Source organism: Aequorivita sp. IT1282 (assembly GCF_058068205.1).
In genome coordinates, this window is record NZ_JBYRHR010000003.1 from 335,587 (window position 1) to 353,389 (window position 17,803).

At 36.0% G+C, this 17,803-nt stretch carries 17 protein-coding genes; 14 read left to right on the forward strand and 3 right to left on the reverse strand.

The window, feature by feature from the left end; genetic code table 11:
- Window positions 1-41: 41 nt before the first annotated feature.
- The 4 genes from AC3RVG_RS08550 (at window position 42) to AC3RVG_RS08565 (ending at window position 1,833) form a co-directional block, all read left to right on the forward strand.
- On the forward strand, window positions 42-350 hold the full coding sequence (locus tag AC3RVG_RS08550) for a 2TM domain-containing protein (RefSeq protein WP_489691033.1): 309 nt from the start codon (window positions 42-44) through the stop codon (window positions 348-350).
- A complete protein-coding gene (locus tag AC3RVG_RS08555; protein WP_489691034.1) occupies window positions 316-669 on the forward strand; it encodes a 2TM domain-containing protein in 354 nt (117 codons plus the stop codon). The genes AC3RVG_RS08550 and AC3RVG_RS08555 overlap by 35 nt, the downstream gene beginning before the upstream one ends.
- 13 nt (window positions 670-682) lie before the next feature.
- A complete protein-coding gene (locus tag AC3RVG_RS08560; protein WP_489691035.1) occupies window positions 683-988 on the forward strand; it encodes a 2TM domain-containing protein in 306 nt (101 codons plus the stop codon).
- A gap of 89 nt (window positions 989-1,077) precedes the next feature.
- A complete protein-coding gene (locus tag AC3RVG_RS08565; RefSeq protein ID WP_489691036.1) occupies window positions 1,078-1,833 on the forward strand; it encodes a LytR/AlgR family response regulator transcription factor in 756 nt (251 codons plus the stop codon).
- A 2-nt stretch (window positions 1,834-1,835) separates the two neighbouring features.
- On the opposite strand, the gene AC3RVG_RS08570 is transcribed toward AC3RVG_RS08565, so the two are convergent.
- Window positions 1,836-3,059 carry an LETM1-related biofilm-associated protein gene (locus AC3RVG_RS08570; protein ID WP_489691037.1) on the reverse strand — a complete coding sequence of 408 codons (1,224 nt, stop codon included), beginning with the start codon at window positions 3,057-3,059 and terminating at the stop codon, window positions 1,836-1,838.
- A gap of 149 nt (window positions 3,060-3,208) precedes the next feature.
- On the opposite strand from AC3RVG_RS08570, the gene AC3RVG_RS08575 reads away from it, so the two are divergent.
- The 3 genes from AC3RVG_RS08575 to AC3RVG_RS08585 all read left to right on the forward strand — a co-directional run bounded on the left by AC3RVG_RS08575 (window position 3,209) and on the right by AC3RVG_RS08585 (window position 5,921).
- A complete protein-coding gene (locus AC3RVG_RS08575; protein WP_489691038.1) occupies window positions 3,209-3,895 on the forward strand; it encodes a DUF4331 family protein in 687 nt (228 codons plus the stop codon).
- A 28-nt stretch (window positions 3,896-3,923) separates the two neighbouring features.
- Entirely contained in the window at window positions 3,924-4,550 is a 627-nt protein-coding gene (locus AC3RVG_RS08580; RefSeq protein WP_489691039.1) for a DUF4331 family protein, read from the forward strand.
- Window positions 4,551-4,643: 93 nt separating this feature from the next.
- Window positions 4,644-5,921, forward strand: a complete 1,278-nt coding sequence (locus AC3RVG_RS08585) for a tetratricopeptide repeat protein (protein WP_489691040.1) — start codon at window positions 4,644-4,646, stop codon at window positions 5,919-5,921.
- A 272-nt stretch (window positions 5,922-6,193) separates the two neighbouring features.
- On the opposite strand, the gene AC3RVG_RS08590 is transcribed toward AC3RVG_RS08585, so the two are convergent.
- A complete protein-coding gene (locus tag AC3RVG_RS08590) occupies window positions 6,194-6,988 on the reverse strand; it encodes an anti-sigma factor (protein WP_489691041.1) in 795 nt (264 codons plus the stop codon).
- A gap of 7 nt (window positions 6,989-6,995) precedes the next feature.
- Window positions 6,996-7,529 carry an RNA polymerase sigma factor gene (locus AC3RVG_RS08595; RefSeq protein WP_489691042.1) on the reverse strand — a complete coding sequence of 178 codons (534 nt, stop codon included), beginning with the start codon at window positions 7,527-7,529 and terminating at the stop codon, window positions 6,996-6,998.
- A 206-nt stretch (window positions 7,530-7,735) separates the two neighbouring features.
- Between AC3RVG_RS08595 and AC3RVG_RS08600 the strand changes: the two genes are divergently transcribed.
- The 7 genes from AC3RVG_RS08600 (at window position 7,736) to AC3RVG_RS08630 (ending at window position 17,787) form a co-directional block, all read left to right on the forward strand.
- The gene (locus AC3RVG_RS08600; RefSeq protein ID WP_489691043.1) at window positions 7,736-11,176 is read left to right on the forward strand and encodes a M36 family metallopeptidase; all 3,441 of its coding nucleotides are present in this window, start codon (window positions 7,736-7,738) and stop codon (window positions 11,174-11,176) included.
- Between the two features lie 86 nt (window positions 11,177-11,262).
- Window positions 11,263-11,805 (forward strand): NADPH-dependent FMN reductase, encoded by a 543-nt coding sequence (locus AC3RVG_RS08605; RefSeq protein ID WP_489691044.1) that lies wholly within the window; start codon window positions 11,263-11,265, stop codon window positions 11,803-11,805.
- Window positions 11,805-13,106 carry an anthranilate synthase component I family protein gene (locus AC3RVG_RS08610; protein ID WP_489691045.1) on the forward strand — a complete coding sequence of 434 codons (1,302 nt, stop codon included), beginning with the start codon at window positions 11,805-11,807 and terminating at the stop codon, window positions 13,104-13,106. Before AC3RVG_RS08605 ends, AC3RVG_RS08610 begins: the two co-directional genes overlap by 1 nt.
- 103 nt (window positions 13,107-13,209) lie before the next feature.
- Entirely contained in the window at window positions 13,210-13,896 is a 687-nt protein-coding gene (locus AC3RVG_RS08615; protein WP_489691046.1) for a fumarate hydratase, read from the forward strand.
- A gap of 4 nt (window positions 13,897-13,900) precedes the next feature.
- The gene (locus AC3RVG_RS08620) at window positions 13,901-14,605 is read left to right on the forward strand and encodes a DUF3307 domain-containing protein (RefSeq protein WP_489691047.1); all 705 of its coding nucleotides are present in this window, start codon (window positions 13,901-13,903) and stop codon (window positions 14,603-14,605) included.
- A 12-nt stretch (window positions 14,606-14,617) separates the two neighbouring features.
- On the forward strand, window positions 14,618-15,925 hold the full coding sequence (tilS, locus tag AC3RVG_RS08625; protein WP_489691048.1) for a tRNA lysidine(34) synthetase TilS: 1,308 nt from the start codon (window positions 14,618-14,620) through the stop codon (window positions 15,923-15,925).
- Between the two features lie 17 nt (window positions 15,926-15,942).
- On the forward strand, window positions 15,943-17,787 hold the full coding sequence (locus AC3RVG_RS08630; RefSeq protein ID WP_489691049.1) for a CocE/NonD family hydrolase: 1,845 nt from the start codon (window positions 15,943-15,945) through the stop codon (window positions 17,785-17,787).
- Window positions 17,788-17,803 lie beyond the last annotated feature (16 nt).

A 17,803-nucleotide genomic window follows, 5' to 3' on the forward strand; every position in this document is an offset into this window, starting at 1 on the left:
CAATCCTAGGTATTTTTATACTGTATTTAAAAACAACGATTATGGAAACCGAAAACAACGACAATAAATATTATAGAGCCAAAAAGCGGGTTGCAGATATAAAAAAATTCTACACCAGCTTTATGCTTTACTTAGTTTTTATTAGCGCATTGGCTGGGCTAAATTATTATGTAGATGGACTGCGCAATCCCTGGTTTTTATGGGCTGCATTTGGATGGGGAATTGGTATTTTATTTCAAGCAGTAAAGGCTTTTCAATGGACGCCGTTTATTGGGAAAAACTGGGAGGAGAGAAAGATGAAGAAGTTTATGGAAGATGAAGAAAAAAACGGTAAAACCAATTGGGATTAAGATGGGGATTTCTGAAAACATAAAATTGAAAAATGCTCGAAAAAAAGTACAAGCGATAAAAAGTTTCTATCAACACTTGCTAGTTTATATTGTTGTGAATATTGCGTTATTCGTTGTGCGAGGGCAGGTGCTGGAGTTTTTTCAGAATGAAGCAACCGATAAAAATTTTGTTGAATGGATAGATTGGAATATTTTAATAGTTCCAATATTTTGGGGAATCGGATTGCTTTTCCACGCTTCAAAAGCCTTTCAATATAAATTGAAGTTTATAAAAAACTGGGAAAAAAGACAAATTGAAAAATTTATAAAAGAAGAATAAAACCTAGACCAAAATGGAAACTAACAAGAGTTTAGCCTATTTAAAGGCCAAGAAAAAAGTGGAAACCTTGAAGGCATTTTACAGTCATTTAGTGGTTTATATACTTGTAAACACTGTAATAGTACTTATTTCAGCAAATGTGTTTAACGATAGAGCAATAGATTTTGAGCATTGGACCAATTATGTAAGCACCTTTTTTTGGGGCATTGGCCTGATGTGTCACGGACTTTATGTTTTCTTTGTGATGAATTTTGAATCTAACTTTCTAAAACGCTGGGAAGAAAAGAAGATGAAGCAATTTTTAGATGAAGATAATTAGAAAAAGCTTTCAGTGCTCAGTGAGAGTATATAGTAAGCGGATTAATTATATTTTAAAGGAAAATTTCAAATTAAAGAATTATTAAAAAAATGAACGTTTTAATTATTGAAGACGAAAAACCATCTGCGCGTTACCTTCAGCGTATGTTGGAAAAACAGGAAGTAAATGTTAGCCAGATGCTGCACAGCGTAGAAGAAGCAGTGGAATGGTTTATGAATAACGAGCACCCCGATTTAATTTTTCTCGACATTCAGTTAAGCGACGGACTTTCTTTTGAAATTTTTGACGCTGTTGAAGTGAAAAGCGCTATCATTTTCACCACGGCATTTGATGAATATGCGCTGCAAGCTTTCAAACTCAATAGCATCGACTACTTGCTGAAACCAATTGATGAAGAAGAACTGCAAGCTGCCGTTGAAAAATACCAAACCTTTAAGCCCAACCCTAAAAACGTACAATTCAATTTTGACGATATTAAAAAATTGCTTGTAAATCCTGTGGAACGCGAGTATAAAAAACGCTTTACCACTAAAATTGGGCAACACATAAAAATGATTTCGGTTGATGAAATTGAATGTTTTTATTCCGAAAACAAAGGCACGTACGCGCACACTGTAGACGGCCGCGATTATCTTTTAGAAACTACGTTAGAGCAATTAGAGAACGAACTGTCGCCCGCAACTTTCTTCCGTATTAGCCGTAAATACTATATAAATATCAATTCAATAAAAGATATAATTTCGTACACAAACTCACGACTACAGTTAAAACTGAACAGTTATAAAGAGCAAGAAGTTATTGTTGCTCGCGAACGCGTGAAAGATTTTAAACTCTGGTTAGAATAAAGTTATTCTTCTTTTCTGAATCTGTCTATTCTATTTTCTTGAAATGAAGACGGTAAAAGCTTCGGTATAAATTTTACTAAAAGCGGTAGAAGCACCGTGCCGCCTGGAAGCAGGAATATAGTAAGCGATGGAATGGTTTTACAAACATCTAGCAATTGCTCCCTCACTTTCGATTTTTCTTCCGCCGATAAATCGCGAATAGTTGATTGTCCTAAAAGCACCACTAATTCGCCACTTTCTTCCAGTTCGCGCGCCAAGCGATCTTTATTTCGAATAATTAAAAGTTTTACTGTTGAAGAGGATTGTTTGTAAAATTGCTTCACAGGATGCGAAAACTCAAAGAGCAGAATCTTTTCAGTATATTTTTTTGAAAAGTCAATTAGTGCCACAAGGCTATTTTGCAATTCTTTATTTGAAAGATTAAGCGTAACCAATAATTGTTGCAAAAACTGGTGCTCCACCTCGTCCATCTTTAAATCTTCATAAACGGTAAGGCAACACAGATCCAACAAATAATTTTTTTCTAAGGAATCTTCGCTGCTTTTTAAATAGTTTAAACTGTCTAAAAATGTAGCCACTCCGCCATCTGTTTCGTCAATAATGTATTCAGAAGAAGTTTCAAAAAGGTCTATTAACAATTTGTCGTATTTTGTCTTTTTGCTTTTCGATTTTAATGTATAGAAACAACTTGTAAGTGCGGCAATCTCTAATTGTTTGTAATAATTTTTTGCAGAAGCCTCGTCGATAAGCCACTGTTTATAGCCTAATACATCTAAATATAGGAGCGAATATGTTAAAAGTGAAACAGTGTTTTTCTTCAACAAAGTATTTGCTTCTTGCAATCTTGTGGAGAGCATATGTTCCAGCCTATTTGACGGACTTTGCGAAAGCGAAAACTTTTTAAAGAATCCAGCCTTCTTTTTTTCAAGATGTTCGTAAAATAAAAGAATGCTATCTATAGCCTCTTTATTGGTTGCAGTATCATATTTTTGGTGAAATTGAAATAATAACGCGTGGAAAAGATTAATTTTAGTAAGCTCTTCTTTGGTGAGTTTTAATTTGCCAAGCGATTTTTTTGGCACAGCCGAAACAGAAACTCCATAAATAAATCCTGTTTCCTTTAAAGAATTATAGAATGTATGGTCGTCTTGAAAAGGCGCTACAAGATCATTCTTATCGAAAAGATTTAGAAATTTTAAAATCCAATCAAGTGCAGACGGGTTCATCTTTTTATTTATTGACTATTTTAGAGCCCTCAAAGCTACTGTTTTTGACGTTAACAAAAGATTAACGCAACTTTAAAAACCATGCAATTACATTTAAACGTAAGTATAAACGAACAAGTAAAAATAAATAATATAAACCAACAAAAAAGATGAAAAAATCAAAACTTTTTACAGTAATCGGTGGGCTAGGAATAGCTGCTCTATCGATATTTTTAATATCCGCCGATCATATTGACGCGCCCGCAGTAGCAGGCACTACGGCAGATATTACGGACTTTTATGCCTTTCAGGGCGAGAACAGTAGCAACTTTGTATTTGCTGCAAATGTTCAAGGTTTATTGCCTCCTGGGCAACCTACCGATCAAGCAATTTTTGATGAAACCGTATTGTTAGAATTTAATATAGATGTAGATAACGATTTAGTAGAAGATTTAGTAATTCAAGCAATTAAACGTGGCGATTCTATGTATTTCTTCGGTCCTTCTCAACCTGCTATGCTTGGGTTAGAAAGCAGCATTGCAACTTCCACAAGAAGAAGTGTAAAAATTTCTACCAAAGAAGATGTGCAAATAGCAGAAAAAGATGGAATGAAGTTTTTTGCAGGACCACGTGAAGATCCTTTCTTTTTTGACTTTAATAAATATAATGCGGTGCTTGCAGGAACCGCTACAAGCTTTGACGATCCTGGAACCGATACTTTTGCGGGAACAAACGTTTTGAGTATTGTAGTAGAATTTCCAAAATCTATGTTACCTGCTGGAACGGCTGGAGTTAATCCTTTCGCATCATCAACCCCTATGTATAATGTGTGGGTAGAAGCCAAAAGAAAACAATAAAAATTGCTAACTATTAAAATATAAAAAGATGAAAACATATAAATATATAACCCTTGTTGCTGTAATTACTTCCTCACTGTTTTTTGTGCAATGTACAGATGATGATGACAATGTAATTACGCAAGAAACTTGTACCGATGGAATTTTGAACGGAGACGAAACAGAAATAGATTGCGGTGGAACAGCTTGTGAACCTTGCGGACAAACATTGGATTTTAGCGGAACCTATAAGCAAGAAGACCAAATGGGGCGTCCAGGAATTAATACAGTATTTGGAACAACCGGTTTTAAAGATGCTTTTAACGTTACCGTTCCTTCGCAAATGCAGGCAGCCTTCCAAACTAAATTTGAAACTAGATTATTGGCTTTAAACCCTGCTTATACTAGCAATGCACTAGGCCTAAATGCAGAGGTTTTTACAACTGTACTTTCTAATGATGTACTTTGGTTAGCGCAAACAGGTGTTACCACTTACTTTAATGGAACTGAAATTTTAACAGGAAGAGCGTTAAGCGACGATGTAATTGATGTATCGTTACTTTTAATCTTTGGTGGTGCAGATGGAACAGAAAACCCTGGTTTAACCAGCGATGGAGTGCCAACAAACGATGTTGCTTTTTCTACAAGCTTCCCATATTTGGCTGGACCTTTTTAAAAGGTATAATTCAAAACTCAAAAAGAGAGCCGTTGAGGTTCTCTTTTTTGGTTTAACAGAAACTGTAAACAACCTAAAAACATATAATTTGTCATGAAAAAATTATTCGCAATAGCTGTTGCTGTGGTTCTTTTTGGATGTCAGGAAAAGCCAAAACACATCACAGATAGTAAAGATTACAATCAATATTTAAGTACTGAATTCACGCCTTCAAAAGATGCCATTGAAAAAGATTTTGAATTTTGGCAGCAACGTTTCAATAACGACTCCACCCATTTAATGGAAATGAGTAGAATGTCTGGAATACACGCAGCGCTTTTTGGAGTAACGGGGGATATTTCAGAATTAAAAATTTCGGAACAATTAATTAAGAAATCATTAGAAGTTTCAGCCAGAAATAAAGACAGTTATTTAAGAAGTTTGGCTCATAATTACATTTCGCAACACCGTTTTAAGGAAGCTCAAATTTTGTTGGACAGTGCGTACACCTATCCAGACAATCATAAAGAGACCGAAATGATGCTTTTTGATGTGGCAATGGAATTAGGAAATTACCAAAGAGCAGACACGCTGTTGGGAAAAATAAAAAACACAAAAGATTTTAATTATTTAATTCGATTAGCAAAATGGAGCGATCATAACGGCAATCTTGACGCTGCTATTAAATATTTAGAACAAGCTAAGCAAATTGCTGAAGAGCGAGACAATAGAGGTTACAAAATATGGATATATAGTAATATTGGCGATTTTTATGGTCACGCGGGTCGGCTTGAAGATTCTTACAATAGTTATCTAAAATCTTTAGAGCTAGAACCAGATAATCATTATGTAAAAAAGCAAATTGCTTGGATGGTTTATTCATTTGAAAAAAACACGGAAGAAGCAAACCGTATTTTAGATTCAGTAATGGTAAACCACAAAGTGCCAGATTACCATCTGTTAAAAGCTGAAATGGCGGAATATGAAGGAAACTCTTCCGAAGCCAAAAAACAAAAAGAGCTATTTATTAAGGCCGCTGAAAACCCTAATTATGGGGGAATGTACAACACATATTTAATAAATCTATATGCTGAGACAGCGCCGGAAAAAGCATTATTGCTTGCTGAAACTGAAGTAAAAAATCGTGCAACTCCAGAAACATATCAATTGTTGGCTTATGCACAATTAAAAGCTGGACAAAAAGAAGCAGCTTTAAAAACAATAGAGGAAAACGTAGCTGGTAAAACTTCAGAACCAAACGCTCTTTTTCATTCCGCATTGGTTTTCAAAGCAAATGGAAAGGAAGAAAAAGTAGCGCCTTTAAAAGAAGAATTATTAGGTGCTAGTTATGAATTAGGACCTGTGAATGCAAAGGAAATTGAGAAACTATAGGTAGATTAAAACCACACTTTAGTTATTTACGTAAATATGTTAGAGGTTGGTTATCTACCACGAAATTGGTAGGTTTTACAAAACTGGTTAATCCAGTTTTAGAGTTTTTTTGTTAGTTAAAGCGTTCGCAATTTGCGGGCGCTTTTTCATTTAAAACCTTTTTCAACTTTATTGAAATTGTATTCTTATAAAATAATATTCTATATTTTTTCAAACAAAAAAAAGCCTGCACTATATACGTGCAGGCTTTTAGTTTACTATGTTATTACTTCTTAAATGGTTATCATTCCTAAAGTATATAGTTGTGATAGTGTTGGTGATTCGCTTCCACCTTCAGGCTCTAATGTTATTCCGAAAGCTTCTGGATCTGGGAAGTTCACAAATTTGTAAATTCCTTCACCTATTTCGTTTTCAGCAGAAATTAAGCCCACACTCGTAGGTGTAAGTGGTTCCATTTTAAGCGACCATACTTGGTAGACTTTTCCGCGTGGCGGTATTGGCAAACCTTTGGTATCTATAAATGCAACGTTATCTTTTTTGTTTAGATATACTTTGGCAAATGCTTCGGGAGCAACAGCTTGGTTCCCAGGAAGCGTATAGGCTTGGTAGTCTTTAGATCTTAAAACCTCAAGAACTTCCGTATTGTTTGCGAGTTGGCTTTGAGCTTTTGAATTTTCTTCGCGTAAAACCGTATTTTCAGTAGAAGATACTCTAAGTGAATTGTTAAGATCACTAGTTTGTTTCATCATCCACATAATTCCGCCCATAAATAAAATTGCCGCAGCCCAACCCGTCATAGCAGGCCAGTTAAGCGTTCTAACTTTATTAATTTCAGAATTGCCAGTTTTTCTAATTGAATCTAAAATTGAAGTCCACGTCATTGCTTGCACGGGTGGCGAAACAGTTTCTGCTAAGTGCAATAATGATTTCTCAATGAGTCCAATTTCGTGCCTAACCTCTGGAAAGGTATTTATGGCTTCTTCAACCTCCAATGTTTCATCATCCGGCAATGCGCCGCAGACGTACATTTCTAATTTTCCTGATGCTATAATTTCTTCGGGGTTCATAATTTTTTTATCCTAACACCATCACCCGTAAATCATTGATACAGGTTCGGTTTCTTGTTTTTATTGTTCCTAAAGGTATATCTAGTGTTTTCGAGGCTTCGGCTTGTGTATAGCCCTTAAAATATAAGAGGTCTATTATTTTTACACAGGCAGGCTTGAGCGCGTCAACAAACTTTTTTATACCAATGGAGTTAGTCATTCTGTTTAAACTATCAGAGGATGACAATATATCTACGAAGTTTGAGGTACTTAGGTTTTTCCTAGAGTTTTTAAATGCTTTGGAGCGTGTTTCGTCTATTGCGGTATTTCTAGCTATATTCAGTAACCAAGTAAAAAATCTACCTTTATTTACTGAATAAGAGCTTGCATTATTCCACACTTTTATAAAAACATCTTGAAGGAGTTCTTCCGCAGTTTCTTCGTCTAACACGATGCTATAGATTATACCTTGTATAGCTTCACTGTACATAGTGTATAATCTAGAGAAGGCTTTTTCACTTCCGTTTTGCATCTCTATAATGAGATCGTTTGGTTGTTCCATAGAACCGTTGATTTTTTGAAAGTAAAAGTACAGAAATAAATAATTACATTAAATCTGTTCTGACTAACATTAACAATTGAGTTGACGGTTAATTATGTTAAAACTTGTGTGAACATTAAGAAAATGTTGTGAAAACTTTATAAATGAATAGCTTTACAGAAGTTAACCATCCAAAAGTCTAAATTTTAATTAAACTAAACAAACAAATGAAAAAAGTTACCCAGAGTCTATTCCTGGCAATTATGCTCGTCTTTTCGGGCACTATGGTTGCACAAAGCTCTAAAGGAGCGATCAATCAACAATTGAGTAATTTTGTTGAGCAAAATGATTTATTACCACAAGACACTACATGGCAAGTAACTAGTGAAACAGTAAGTAGCACTAGTGGAATTCAACATGTTTATTACAGACAACTATTTAATGGAATTGAAATTTATGGTACTGATTCAAGTATCCATCTATTGTCCAATGGGAAGGTAATTTCCAAGAATAGTAGTTTTATAAAAAATACTTCTCAAAAATTAAAAGGGTCTAACGCGCCATCACTTAAAGCCGCGCAAGCTGTACAAGCTGCTGCTAGCCACTTAAACTATTCAATTTCTGGTTCACTTTCAGTTTTGGAAGGTGCAAAGGGTGTTGCTAAAGAAACTTTGTTGAGCAATGGCGGCATATCTTTAAGCCCTATTCCTGCAAAATTGATGTATGCCTTAACCGATAGTAATGAATTGGTTTTAACTTGGGATATTTCAATACAAGAAAAAGGCCAACAAGATTGGTGGAGTTTAAGAGTTGATGCTAATACCGGGGCAATTGTAAATCAGGCAAACTGGATGGTGAGTTGTGCAATGCACCACGATCATAGCAATGATGTGAAAGAAATGAACTTTAATGCAAACTTGTACGATGTTCCAAATTATAATGCGCTTGTAGCAGAAGCTGCTGCGTGTACAGAATGTTACGAAGTAATTGCTTTACCACTTGAAAGCCCATATTACGGAGCACGAACTATTGAGGTTCAACCGGCAAATGCTACTGCTTCTCCATTTGGATGGCATGATACCAATGGTGTTGCTGGAGCAGAATTTACTAAAACTCGTGGTAACAACGTAAATGCTTACGAAGATGGAAATAACTCAGGCTACCAACCAGACGCAGGTGCAAATTTAGAATTTACTGGATATCCGTTTAGTCAAGTTTATACTAATGCGAATCAATATGAGGATGCAGCGATTACAAACCTTTTTTATATGAATAATGTTTTTCACGACATTATGTATCAATTTGGTTTTGATGAAGTGGGAGGAAACTTTCAAGAAAATAACTACGGAAATGGTGGCATAGGAAGTGATTCTGTAAATGCAGAAGCACAAGATGGTTCAGGAACTTGTAACGCTAACTTCGGAACTCCTCCAGATGGTGGTAATCCAACAATGCAAATGTACATTTGTGGCGATAAAGATGGAGATTTCGACAATTTAGTAATCTTACACGAATATGGTCATGGAATTTCAAATCGTTTAACAGGAGGCCCTTTAGCTTCATCATGTTTGCAGAATCAAGAGCAAATGGGTGAAGGATGGAGCGACTTTTTTGGAGTTATTTTAACTATTGAAGCAGGCGATTTAGGAACAGACTCTAGAGCTGTTGGAACATACTTATTTGGTCAAGGTCAAGGTGGCGGAGGAATTCGTGATTATCCATACAATACAGATATGGGTGTTAACCCTCAAACATACGATTTTATAAAAACTGCTGCTGTACCACACGGAGTTGGTTCCGTTTGGGCAACAATGCTTTGGGAAGTAACTTGGGCATTGATAGACGAGCATGGTTTTAGTCCAGATTATTACACTTTTACAGGAGATGTAAATTTAGATGCTGGAAATATTCAAGCATTAGCCTTGGTTACTGAAGGTTTGAAGTTACAGCCTTGTAGTCCTGGTTTTGTTGATGGTCGTAACGCAATTTTAGCTGCAGATCAAGCGCTTTATGGTGGTGCAAACGAATGTTTAATTTGGGATGCATTTGCAAAAAGAGGTTTAGGTTACAGTGCTAGCCAAGGTCTTTCTACAAGTAGAAGTGACGGAACTCAAGCATTCGATACTCCTTCACAAACAGCTACATTATCTGTTTTAGAAGAAGTTTGTGCATCTTCAGAAGTTTTAACAGACTTAGGTGGTGGATCTCCAAGCGGAGGTGAGTACAGTGGACCTGGTGTTACAGATAACGGAAACGGATCTACTTTCACATTCGATCCAGCAGCAGCTGGTGTTGGTGTTCACACAATTTCTTATGATGTGCCATCTGGACCTTGTTCAGTAGCATCATCTGCAACAGACACGATAGAGGTTTTAGCAGTCCCTAATGGACCAACTACTACAGGAGTTACAGATTTCTGCGTTGGCGATCCAGTAACTGTTACAGCTACGCTAGACGATCCTGCGAACGTAATAAGATGGTATGATGCTCCAACTGGAGGTAACTTCCTTTTTGAAGGTACATCGTATACTTTTACACCAACAGGTTCTATTGATGTATATGCATTAGAAAGAGCACCCGGACCATTGTCGCAATTAGTGATTTCAGAAATTAGTTTAGAAACGCCAGACAGGTTTGAAATACAAAATGTAGGTATTGCAACAGACTATTCTGGTTATAGTGTTGCCGTAAGTGATCAACCTTATGTAGATATTAATGCAATGAATACAATTGTTAAAACATTGGGTAATATGGGCGCTAATACAGTTGTAGATTATAATGATGATAGCGGTTCAGGATATTGGGGTAACAATTTATTTTGGGACAATACCGGATCAGGTTGGATAATTATTATCGATGATAACGGAAATGTGGTAGATTCTGTTTTTTGGAATTTTTCCGCTGTTGAAATTTCATTATTGAATGTTACAATCAATGGTTTCAACATTACTGCTGCAGATCTAGATTGGACTGGAGTTGGTGCTGCGTTAACTGCAGAATGTGGTGCAAGCTCATTTAGAAGAGTTGGCGATACAAATTCTACAGCAGACTGGTCTGGAACTTGTGAGACCGCAGATTTCGGAACTCCTAATGGCGACATTAATTTGGAGTCTGGATGTCCTGGAATACGTACAATAGCAGAAGTTATAGCAGAAACTGAAGATCCTGTAATTACTTGTCCAGCAGACGTTATTGTTGAGGTGGTTGAAGGTGAGCAATATACATTGCCAGATTATACAGGCGATGCTACTGCAACAGATAACTGTCCAGATCCTACAATTTCGCAAGCTCCTGCTGCCGGTACAATGGTTGGCGCTGGTGTTACAACCATTACAATGACGGCAACTGACGGCGCTGGTAATGAAGATGTTTGTACTTTCACAGTTACAGTAGATGAAGTTTTAGGACTTGGAGATAATGAATTTTACAATAACATTCAATTATATCCAAACCCAACTACAGGTGAGTTAACCTTGTTGAATAAAACTACCACACAGCTAATTAATGTAATAATTACAGATGTAAAAGGTAGAGTTATTAAAAACATAGACCTAACTGGAGCTGGAATGGAAACTAATTTCACTTTAGAAAGTTTTGCAACAGGAATGTATTTTGTGAAAATAAACGCAGAAAACACGAGTATTGTGAAGCGTATTGTGAAGCAATAATTCTTAATTATTTAATTTTATAGAAGCCCGCGTCAATTTATTTGGCGCGGGTTTTTTCATAACTCCCTTTTCAATAACTTTGACAGATGAAAAAAATATTATTCTTTGCAGGAAGTAACAGTAGTAAATCTATCAATCATAAATTAGTCAGTTTTGCGTCATCACAAATTGCTGGGCACGCCGTTGAATTAATTAAACTAACAGATTACGATCTTCAAATGTTTGGTGAAGATATTGAAAGCGAAAGAGGCTATTCAGTAGATTTAAAAATGCTTTATAATAAGATAAAAGAAGCCGACGCATTAGTTATTTCAGTGAACGAACACAATGGAATGGTTTCAGCTTATTTTAAAAATGTAATTGATTGGTTGTCGCGACTAGATCGAAAATTTTTAGAAGGAAAAAAGATCTTATTAATGAGTACTTCCAACGGAAAACGCGGCGGTGCGTCCGCTTTAGAATACACTAAAAATGTGCTACCAAGATTTGGTGCAACAATCGTTGAAAGTTTCAGCTTTCCTTCGTATTCAGAAAATTTTTCTGAAGAAACTCAATCAATATCAAATGAAGTTTTATTGCTTGGATTTAATGATGTTCTTCAAAATTTTGCTCATCAAATTCAACAATAATGCGCACACTAAAGAAATATTCTTTTTCTTTAAACGAAGATGCTAAAACAAGCATACTCCGTTGGGCACAACAGTTTGAAGAGGTTGTTTGGCTGGATAGTAATAACTATTCGCAAAAGCACGAAACCTATCAAGCAATTTTGGCGGTCGATGCTTTTACAGCGCTTAAAACCGATTTTCACAATGCATTCGATGAGCTAAAGGAATATCAAACAACCACCGCAGATTGGATTTTTGGATATCTTACTTACGATCTGAAAAACGACGTAGAAAAGCTCCATTCCAAAAATTTTGATGGTTTAGGTTTTCCCGATCTTTACTTTTTTCAACCAAAAAAACTTTTTCTATTTTCTGAAAATAGTGTTGAAATACACTATTTAAATATGGTTGCCGATGAAATTGAAGAAGATTGGTCAGCAATTTCTGAAATGATGCAACAGCCTGTAAACGATGAAGCGTCAAAGGCTGTAAAAATAAGTATCCGCACCACAAAAGATAATTACATTCAGAAAGTGGAGGAGGTGCTTGGGCATATTAAACGGGGCGATATTTACGAAGCAAATGTCTGTCAGGAATTCTATTCTGAAGATGCTGAAATTAACCCGTTGGAAACTTTTATTCAGCTTAATAAAATTTCAAAACCACCCTTTTCAGTCTTTCTGAAACTGAACAATCTTTTTGCGCTTTCAGCTTCCCCAGAGCGATATATTAAAAGAACTGGAAATACCATAATTTCTCAACCAATTAAGGGCACAGCAAAGCGTTTGGATAATGTGGCGGAAGATTTGGAAATGGCGCAGCAACTTGCAAAAGACCCCAAAGAGCGCAGTGAAAATATTATGATTACAGATTTGGTGCGTAACGATCTTTCGCGCATTGCAGAGAAAGGAACTGTTGCCGTCGATGAACTTTGTACAATTTATACTTTTGAACAAGTGCACCAAATGATTTCTACAGTTAGTTGTACCGTTCCACAGGGTTTTTCTAGTGTTGAGGTTTTGAGAAATACATACCCAATGGGAAGTATGACGGGCGCTCCAAAAATTTCGGCAATGAAAATTATTGAAGAAATAGAAGACTCCAAACGCGGTTTATACAGTGGAGCAATCGGTTATTTTTCGCCTTCGGGAGATTTTGATTTCAACGTTGTTATCCGTAGTATTCTCTATAATTCTTCAAAAAAATATGTTAGCTTTTCCGTAGGTAGCGCTATCACTAGTAATTCTATTCCGGAAAAGGAATACGAAGAATGTTTGCTTAAAGCAAAAGCAATGCGAGAAGTACTAAATGTTACTTTATGAGTTTGTGAACTTATAAAGTAGTTTTATTAGTCTTTAAGCTAATAAACACACTTTATTAGTTTAAACGCTAATAAATTTATATATTTGAATAAATTTTTAAGTAATGAATTATTCGGTTATTTCTGGAGATATCGTTTCATCAACAAGTTTAAGCGTTGAAGACAGCAAATTTGTTGAAGAAAACTTGAAAACGCTGCTCAACGATTTGAAAGATGAATTCAACGTTTATGGTCGCATTATAAAAGGCGATTATTTAGAATGTGTAGTTCCAAATGCTTCGGAAGGCTTGCAAGTAGCGCTGGCAATTAAAAGTTTTGTAAAGGCAATTCCCATTGATACCAAAAAATACAAAAAGGAAGATAACCGCGTAAAGCAATTCAAAATACACGGAATACGGCTAGCAATCGGTTATGGCGAATTAAGCCGTTATAATCCCGAAGAAGGCATAATAGACGGCGAAGCAATCTACTTATCGGGTCGAGAAATTAGTGGCGAAACAACGTATAATAAAGAACGCATTGTAATAAAAAACACCTTGTTTTTTGCATCGAAAAACGAAGATTTAAATAAAAATTTCCAACCTTTACTGGCACTGCTCGATGTTTTATTCAGTAAAGCAACCTCAAGGCAGTGCGAAGTTTTGTACCTAAAATTGATGAACAACCAAGAGGAACAAATAGCCAAACGCTTAGGCATAGGGCAATCTGCCGTTAATCAGCATTCCACAAGCGTTGGCTGGAACGCCATTGATGAAGCGGTAAATTATTTTAAAATGATAATTTCAAAGTAGAACTATGGGATTAAAAGAATTATTGCTGCTCCAATTAATTGCACATCTGTGTTTGGACTATTTTTTTCAAACCGATAAACTAGCGAAACAAAAAAATACAATTGGCTTTAAAAGCCCTTTTCTCTACTGGCACGCATTGGCTTGTTTTGCGTTAGCGTGGTTGTTTTCGTTGCAATTTGGTTTTGTTTTGGCAGCGGCAGTAATCGCCGTAACTCACTTTTTGCTTGATGGTTTTAAGCGGCATCTCAATAATAGCAAGTATTTTGGGCGCTATGCTTTTTTTATAGATCAAGCCATTCATTTAGCAATCATCGCGATAGTGGTTACATTATTCAATAAATGGCACGGCATAAATCCTTCTATTTCTGTTACACTCAGTTTCAAATATTTGTTGATTATTGCAGGATATCTTGTTTGTTTAAAACCCGCAAACATTTTTATAAAAGAAGTTTTTAAATCCACCGAAATACAAGTTAGTAGCGATAATGAAATGCCGAACGCCGGAAAGGTAATTGGCATTTTGGAACGTATTTTAACGCTCACGCTTATCTTAGTTTCGCAATATTCGGCGGTTGGGTTTTTAATAGCTGCAAAATCAATTTTACGATACGGAAATAACGAAACTCTAAAAACAGAGTACGTGCTTATTGGCACGCTGCTAAGCTTCGGAATTGCTGTTATTGTGGGAATCATTATTAATTTATTGTAAATCATCAACCAATTGCTCAATCGCTTCAAAAAAAATATTGACTCCAATTTTTCTTTTTTAGTTGGAAAAAAACTACTCATCGCCTGTAGCGGTGGATTGGACAGTGTGGTTTTGACGCATTTAATTAAAGAAATAAATTTTGAAATTGCTTTAGCGCACTGTAATTTTTCGCTGCGCGGAAAAGAAAGCGATGGCGACGAAATGTCTGTAATAGGCTTAGCCAATCAATTAGAAATTCCAGTTTTTGTGGAAACTTTCGACACGAAAAAATATGCTGAAGATCATAAAATTTCAACTCAAATGGCGGCTCGTGACCTTCGTTACACTTGGTTTGCCGAAATTTTAAAAGATTTTAAATACGATTATTTATTGACCGCTCACCATTTAGACGATGATTTGGAAACTTTTTTCATCAATCTTTCTCGAGGCACAGGCATAAAAGGACTTACCGGAATTCCGAAGAAAAACAATAAGGTTATACGTCCGCTGCTTGATTTTTCTCGTGTTGAAATTTTGAAATATGCAGAGAAAAATAAATTGAAATGGCGCGAGGATAGCAGCAATAAAAAGGCAGATTATCTTCGAAATAAGTTGCGTTTAGAGGTTTTGCCACAATTTAAAGAATCGAACGATTCGGTGCTGAAAAATTTTCAGAGAACACAACATAATTTGCAAGCTACACAAAATTTGATTGAAGATTATATGGCTTTGATCTATAAATTAGTAGTTTCCGAAGCAACCGATGCCTATAAAATAAACATTCAAAAATTGAAGGAATTGCCGCATCCGGAAGAATTGCTTTATGAGCTTTTAAACGGTTTCGGATTTACGGAATGGGAAGACGTTTCAAATTTACTGAACGCACAAACGGGCAAGCAAGTTTTTTCAAAAACGCATCGTCTTTTAAAAAATAGAGATGAATTATTGCTGAGCGAAATTACCGACGAAAACACTTCCGAAGAAATTTTGGTTTCGAAACAAGGAATAGCTTCACCAATTAAATTGACCATTGAAACTTCAGAATACATAGGTGAAACAGAAAAAAACTTAATTTTCGTCGCTGCGGAAAAGTTAGAATTTCCATTAAAATTAAGAAAGTGGAGGAGTGGCGATAGTTTTCAACCTTTCGGTATGAAAGGGAAAAAGAAGCTGAGTAAATTTTTTAAAGATGAAAAAATTTCGTTGACAGAGAAAGAAAAAATCTGGCTTCTTTTAAGTGGTGAAAATATAGTTTGGGTAATTGGCCACCGCATAGACGACCAATTTAAAGTAACGGAAGACACAAAGGAAATATTCAAAATAACATATCAGAAAAATTAGAAAAAAGGAAAAAATCAATGAAAGCATTCAAGATACTATCGTTATTATTTTTTGTCAGCTTTTTCTCGTTTGCACAGGACGAAAGCTTTGTAAAAGATAATTACAACAAAACGGAAACATCCATCACAATGCGTGATGGGGTTAAACTTTTCACAGTAATTTATTCACCAAAAGACACTTCAAAAAAGTATCCAATACTTTTCCAAAGAACGCCTTACAGTTGCCAGCCTTATGGCGAGGATCAATTTCGTTCAAAAATTTCACCAAACGAATTTATGATGAAAGAAGGTAATATTGTTGTGTATCAAGATGTGCGTGGCCGCTGGATGAGCGAAGGGGTTTATGATAATATGCGCGCGTATATTCCGAATAAAAAAGGCAAGCAAATTGATGAAGCTAGCGACACTTTTGATAGTATAGATTGGTTGGTAAAAAATACCCCCAACAACAACGGGAATGTAGGAATTTGGGGCACTAGTTATCCTGGTTTTTATGCAACTTATTCGTTATTAGACTCGCATCCGGCACTAAAAGCTGTTTCTCCACAAGCAGCTATTGGAGATTTCTTTTTTGACGATTTTCACCACAATGGTGCATATTTATTGAGTTATTGGCGCGCCACAGCATTGTTTGGTTATGAGAAAACAGAACCTACAAACCAATCGTGGTACTCTTTTCCTGAGTTGGGAACAAAGGATCAATATCAGTTTTTCTTGGACGCTGGTCCGTTGAGCAATCTCGATAAATATTATGGTGAAGACAATGTATTCTGGCAACAGTTAAAGGAACATTCTAGCTACGATGAATTTTGGAAGTCACGCGGCATCATTCAACATTTAAAGGACATTAAACCCGCTGTAATGTTTGTTGGCGGACTGTTTGACGCGGAAGATCTTTATGGACCTTTCAACAGTTATCAAGCTGTAGAAAAGAATAGCAAAAATTATAATACTATTGTTTTTGGTCCTTGGAGCCACGGCGATTGGGCACGAACCAATGAACGGCAAGCAATCGGGAATGTCTATTTTGGCGATAATATTTCGCGCGATTACCAACGTGATGTTGAGACGAAATTTTTCAATCATTTCTTAAAAGATAATGGAAAGGGAGAAAGTAGTTTACCCGAAGCTTATATGTTTGAAACGGGAACTAATCAATGGAAGTCGTATAAAGAATGGCCACCCAAAAACACTGAAAAGAAGACTTTTTTCCTTCAAAGTGATCAGCGTTTAAGTAACGAAGCTGATAAAAGTATTTCATTTGAAGAATTCGTCAGCGACCCTAAGAAGCCTGTACCTTATTCCGAAGATATTAAAATGGTGTTCACCCCCAGAAAATATATGACGGATGATCAGCGCTTCGCTGCTCGCCGACCAGATGTGTTAGTTTACGAAACACCAGTTCTAACCGAAGATATTACCTTGGTCGGTTCCATTCTCGCTAAATTAAAAGTGGCAACTACGGGCACCGATGCTGATTGGATTGTAAAGGTGATTGATGTTTTTCCTGCCGATGCCGAAAACTATCAAGAAACGCAGGAATACTTAAAAATGAGCAACTATTTTATGATGGTTAGAAGTGAAGTTATGCGCGGACGATTTAGAAATAGTTTTAGCAATCCGGAACCTTTTATTCCAAACGAAAAGACTGAAGTGAACATAACTCTTCAAGACATTAATCACACATTTAAAAAGGGACATAAAATTCAAATACAAGTGCAGAGTACTTGGTTTCCGTTGATAGATTTGAATCCGCAAACCTTTGTTCCTAATATTTTTGAAGCTAAAAAGGAAGATTTCAAAAAACAAACCCACAAGGTTTATAACGATTCTTCCATCGAATTTATAATGTTGAAAAAATAACAAAACTGGATAAAAA

Coding starts and splice junctions, on each gene's coding strand:
- AC3RVG_RS08550 (WP_489691033.1), top strand. CDS start 42: ATGGAAACCGAAAACAACGACAATAAATATTATAGAGCCAAAAAGCGG.
- AC3RVG_RS08555 (WP_489691034.1), top strand. CDS start 316: ATGAAGAAAAAAACGGTAAAACCAATTGGGATTAAGATGGGGATTTCT.
- AC3RVG_RS08560 (WP_489691035.1), top strand. CDS start 683: ATGGAAACTAACAAGAGTTTAGCCTATTTAAAGGCCAAGAAAAAAGTG.
- AC3RVG_RS08565 (WP_489691036.1), top strand. CDS start 1,078: ATGAACGTTTTAATTATTGAAGACGAAAAACCATCTGCGCGTTACCTT.
- AC3RVG_RS08570 (WP_489691037.1), bottom strand. CDS start 3,059: ATGAACCCGTCTGCACTTGATTGGATTTTAAAATTTCTAAATCTTTTC.
- AC3RVG_RS08575 (WP_489691038.1), top strand. CDS start 3,209: ATGAAAAAATCAAAACTTTTTACAGTAATCGGTGGGCTAGGAATAGCT.
- AC3RVG_RS08580 (WP_489691039.1), top strand. CDS start 3,924: ATGAAAACATATAAATATATAACCCTTGTTGCTGTAATTACTTCCTCA.
- AC3RVG_RS08585 (WP_489691040.1), top strand. CDS start 4,644: ATGAAAAAATTATTCGCAATAGCTGTTGCTGTGGTTCTTTTTGGATGT.
- AC3RVG_RS08590 (WP_489691041.1), bottom strand. CDS start 6,988: ATGAACCCCGAAGAAATTATAGCATCAGGAAAATTAGAAATGTACGTC.
- AC3RVG_RS08595 (WP_489691042.1), bottom strand. CDS start 7,529: ATGGAACAACCAAACGATCTCATTATAGAGATGCAAAACGGAAGTGAA.
- AC3RVG_RS08600 (WP_489691043.1), top strand. CDS start 7,736: ATGAAAAAAGTTACCCAGAGTCTATTCCTGGCAATTATGCTCGTCTTT.
- AC3RVG_RS08605 (WP_489691044.1), top strand. CDS start 11,263: ATGAAAAAAATATTATTCTTTGCAGGAAGTAACAGTAGTAAATCTATC.
- AC3RVG_RS08610 (WP_489691045.1), top strand. CDS start 11,805: ATGCGCACACTAAAGAAATATTCTTTTTCTTTAAACGAAGATGCTAAA.
- AC3RVG_RS08615 (WP_489691046.1), top strand. CDS start 13,210: ATGAATTATTCGGTTATTTCTGGAGATATCGTTTCATCAACAAGTTTA.
- AC3RVG_RS08620 (WP_489691047.1), top strand. CDS start 13,901: ATGGGATTAAAAGAATTATTGCTGCTCCAATTAATTGCACATCTGTGT.
- AC3RVG_RS08630 (WP_489691049.1), top strand. CDS start 15,943: ATGAAAGCATTCAAGATACTATCGTTATTATTTTTTGTCAGCTTTTTC.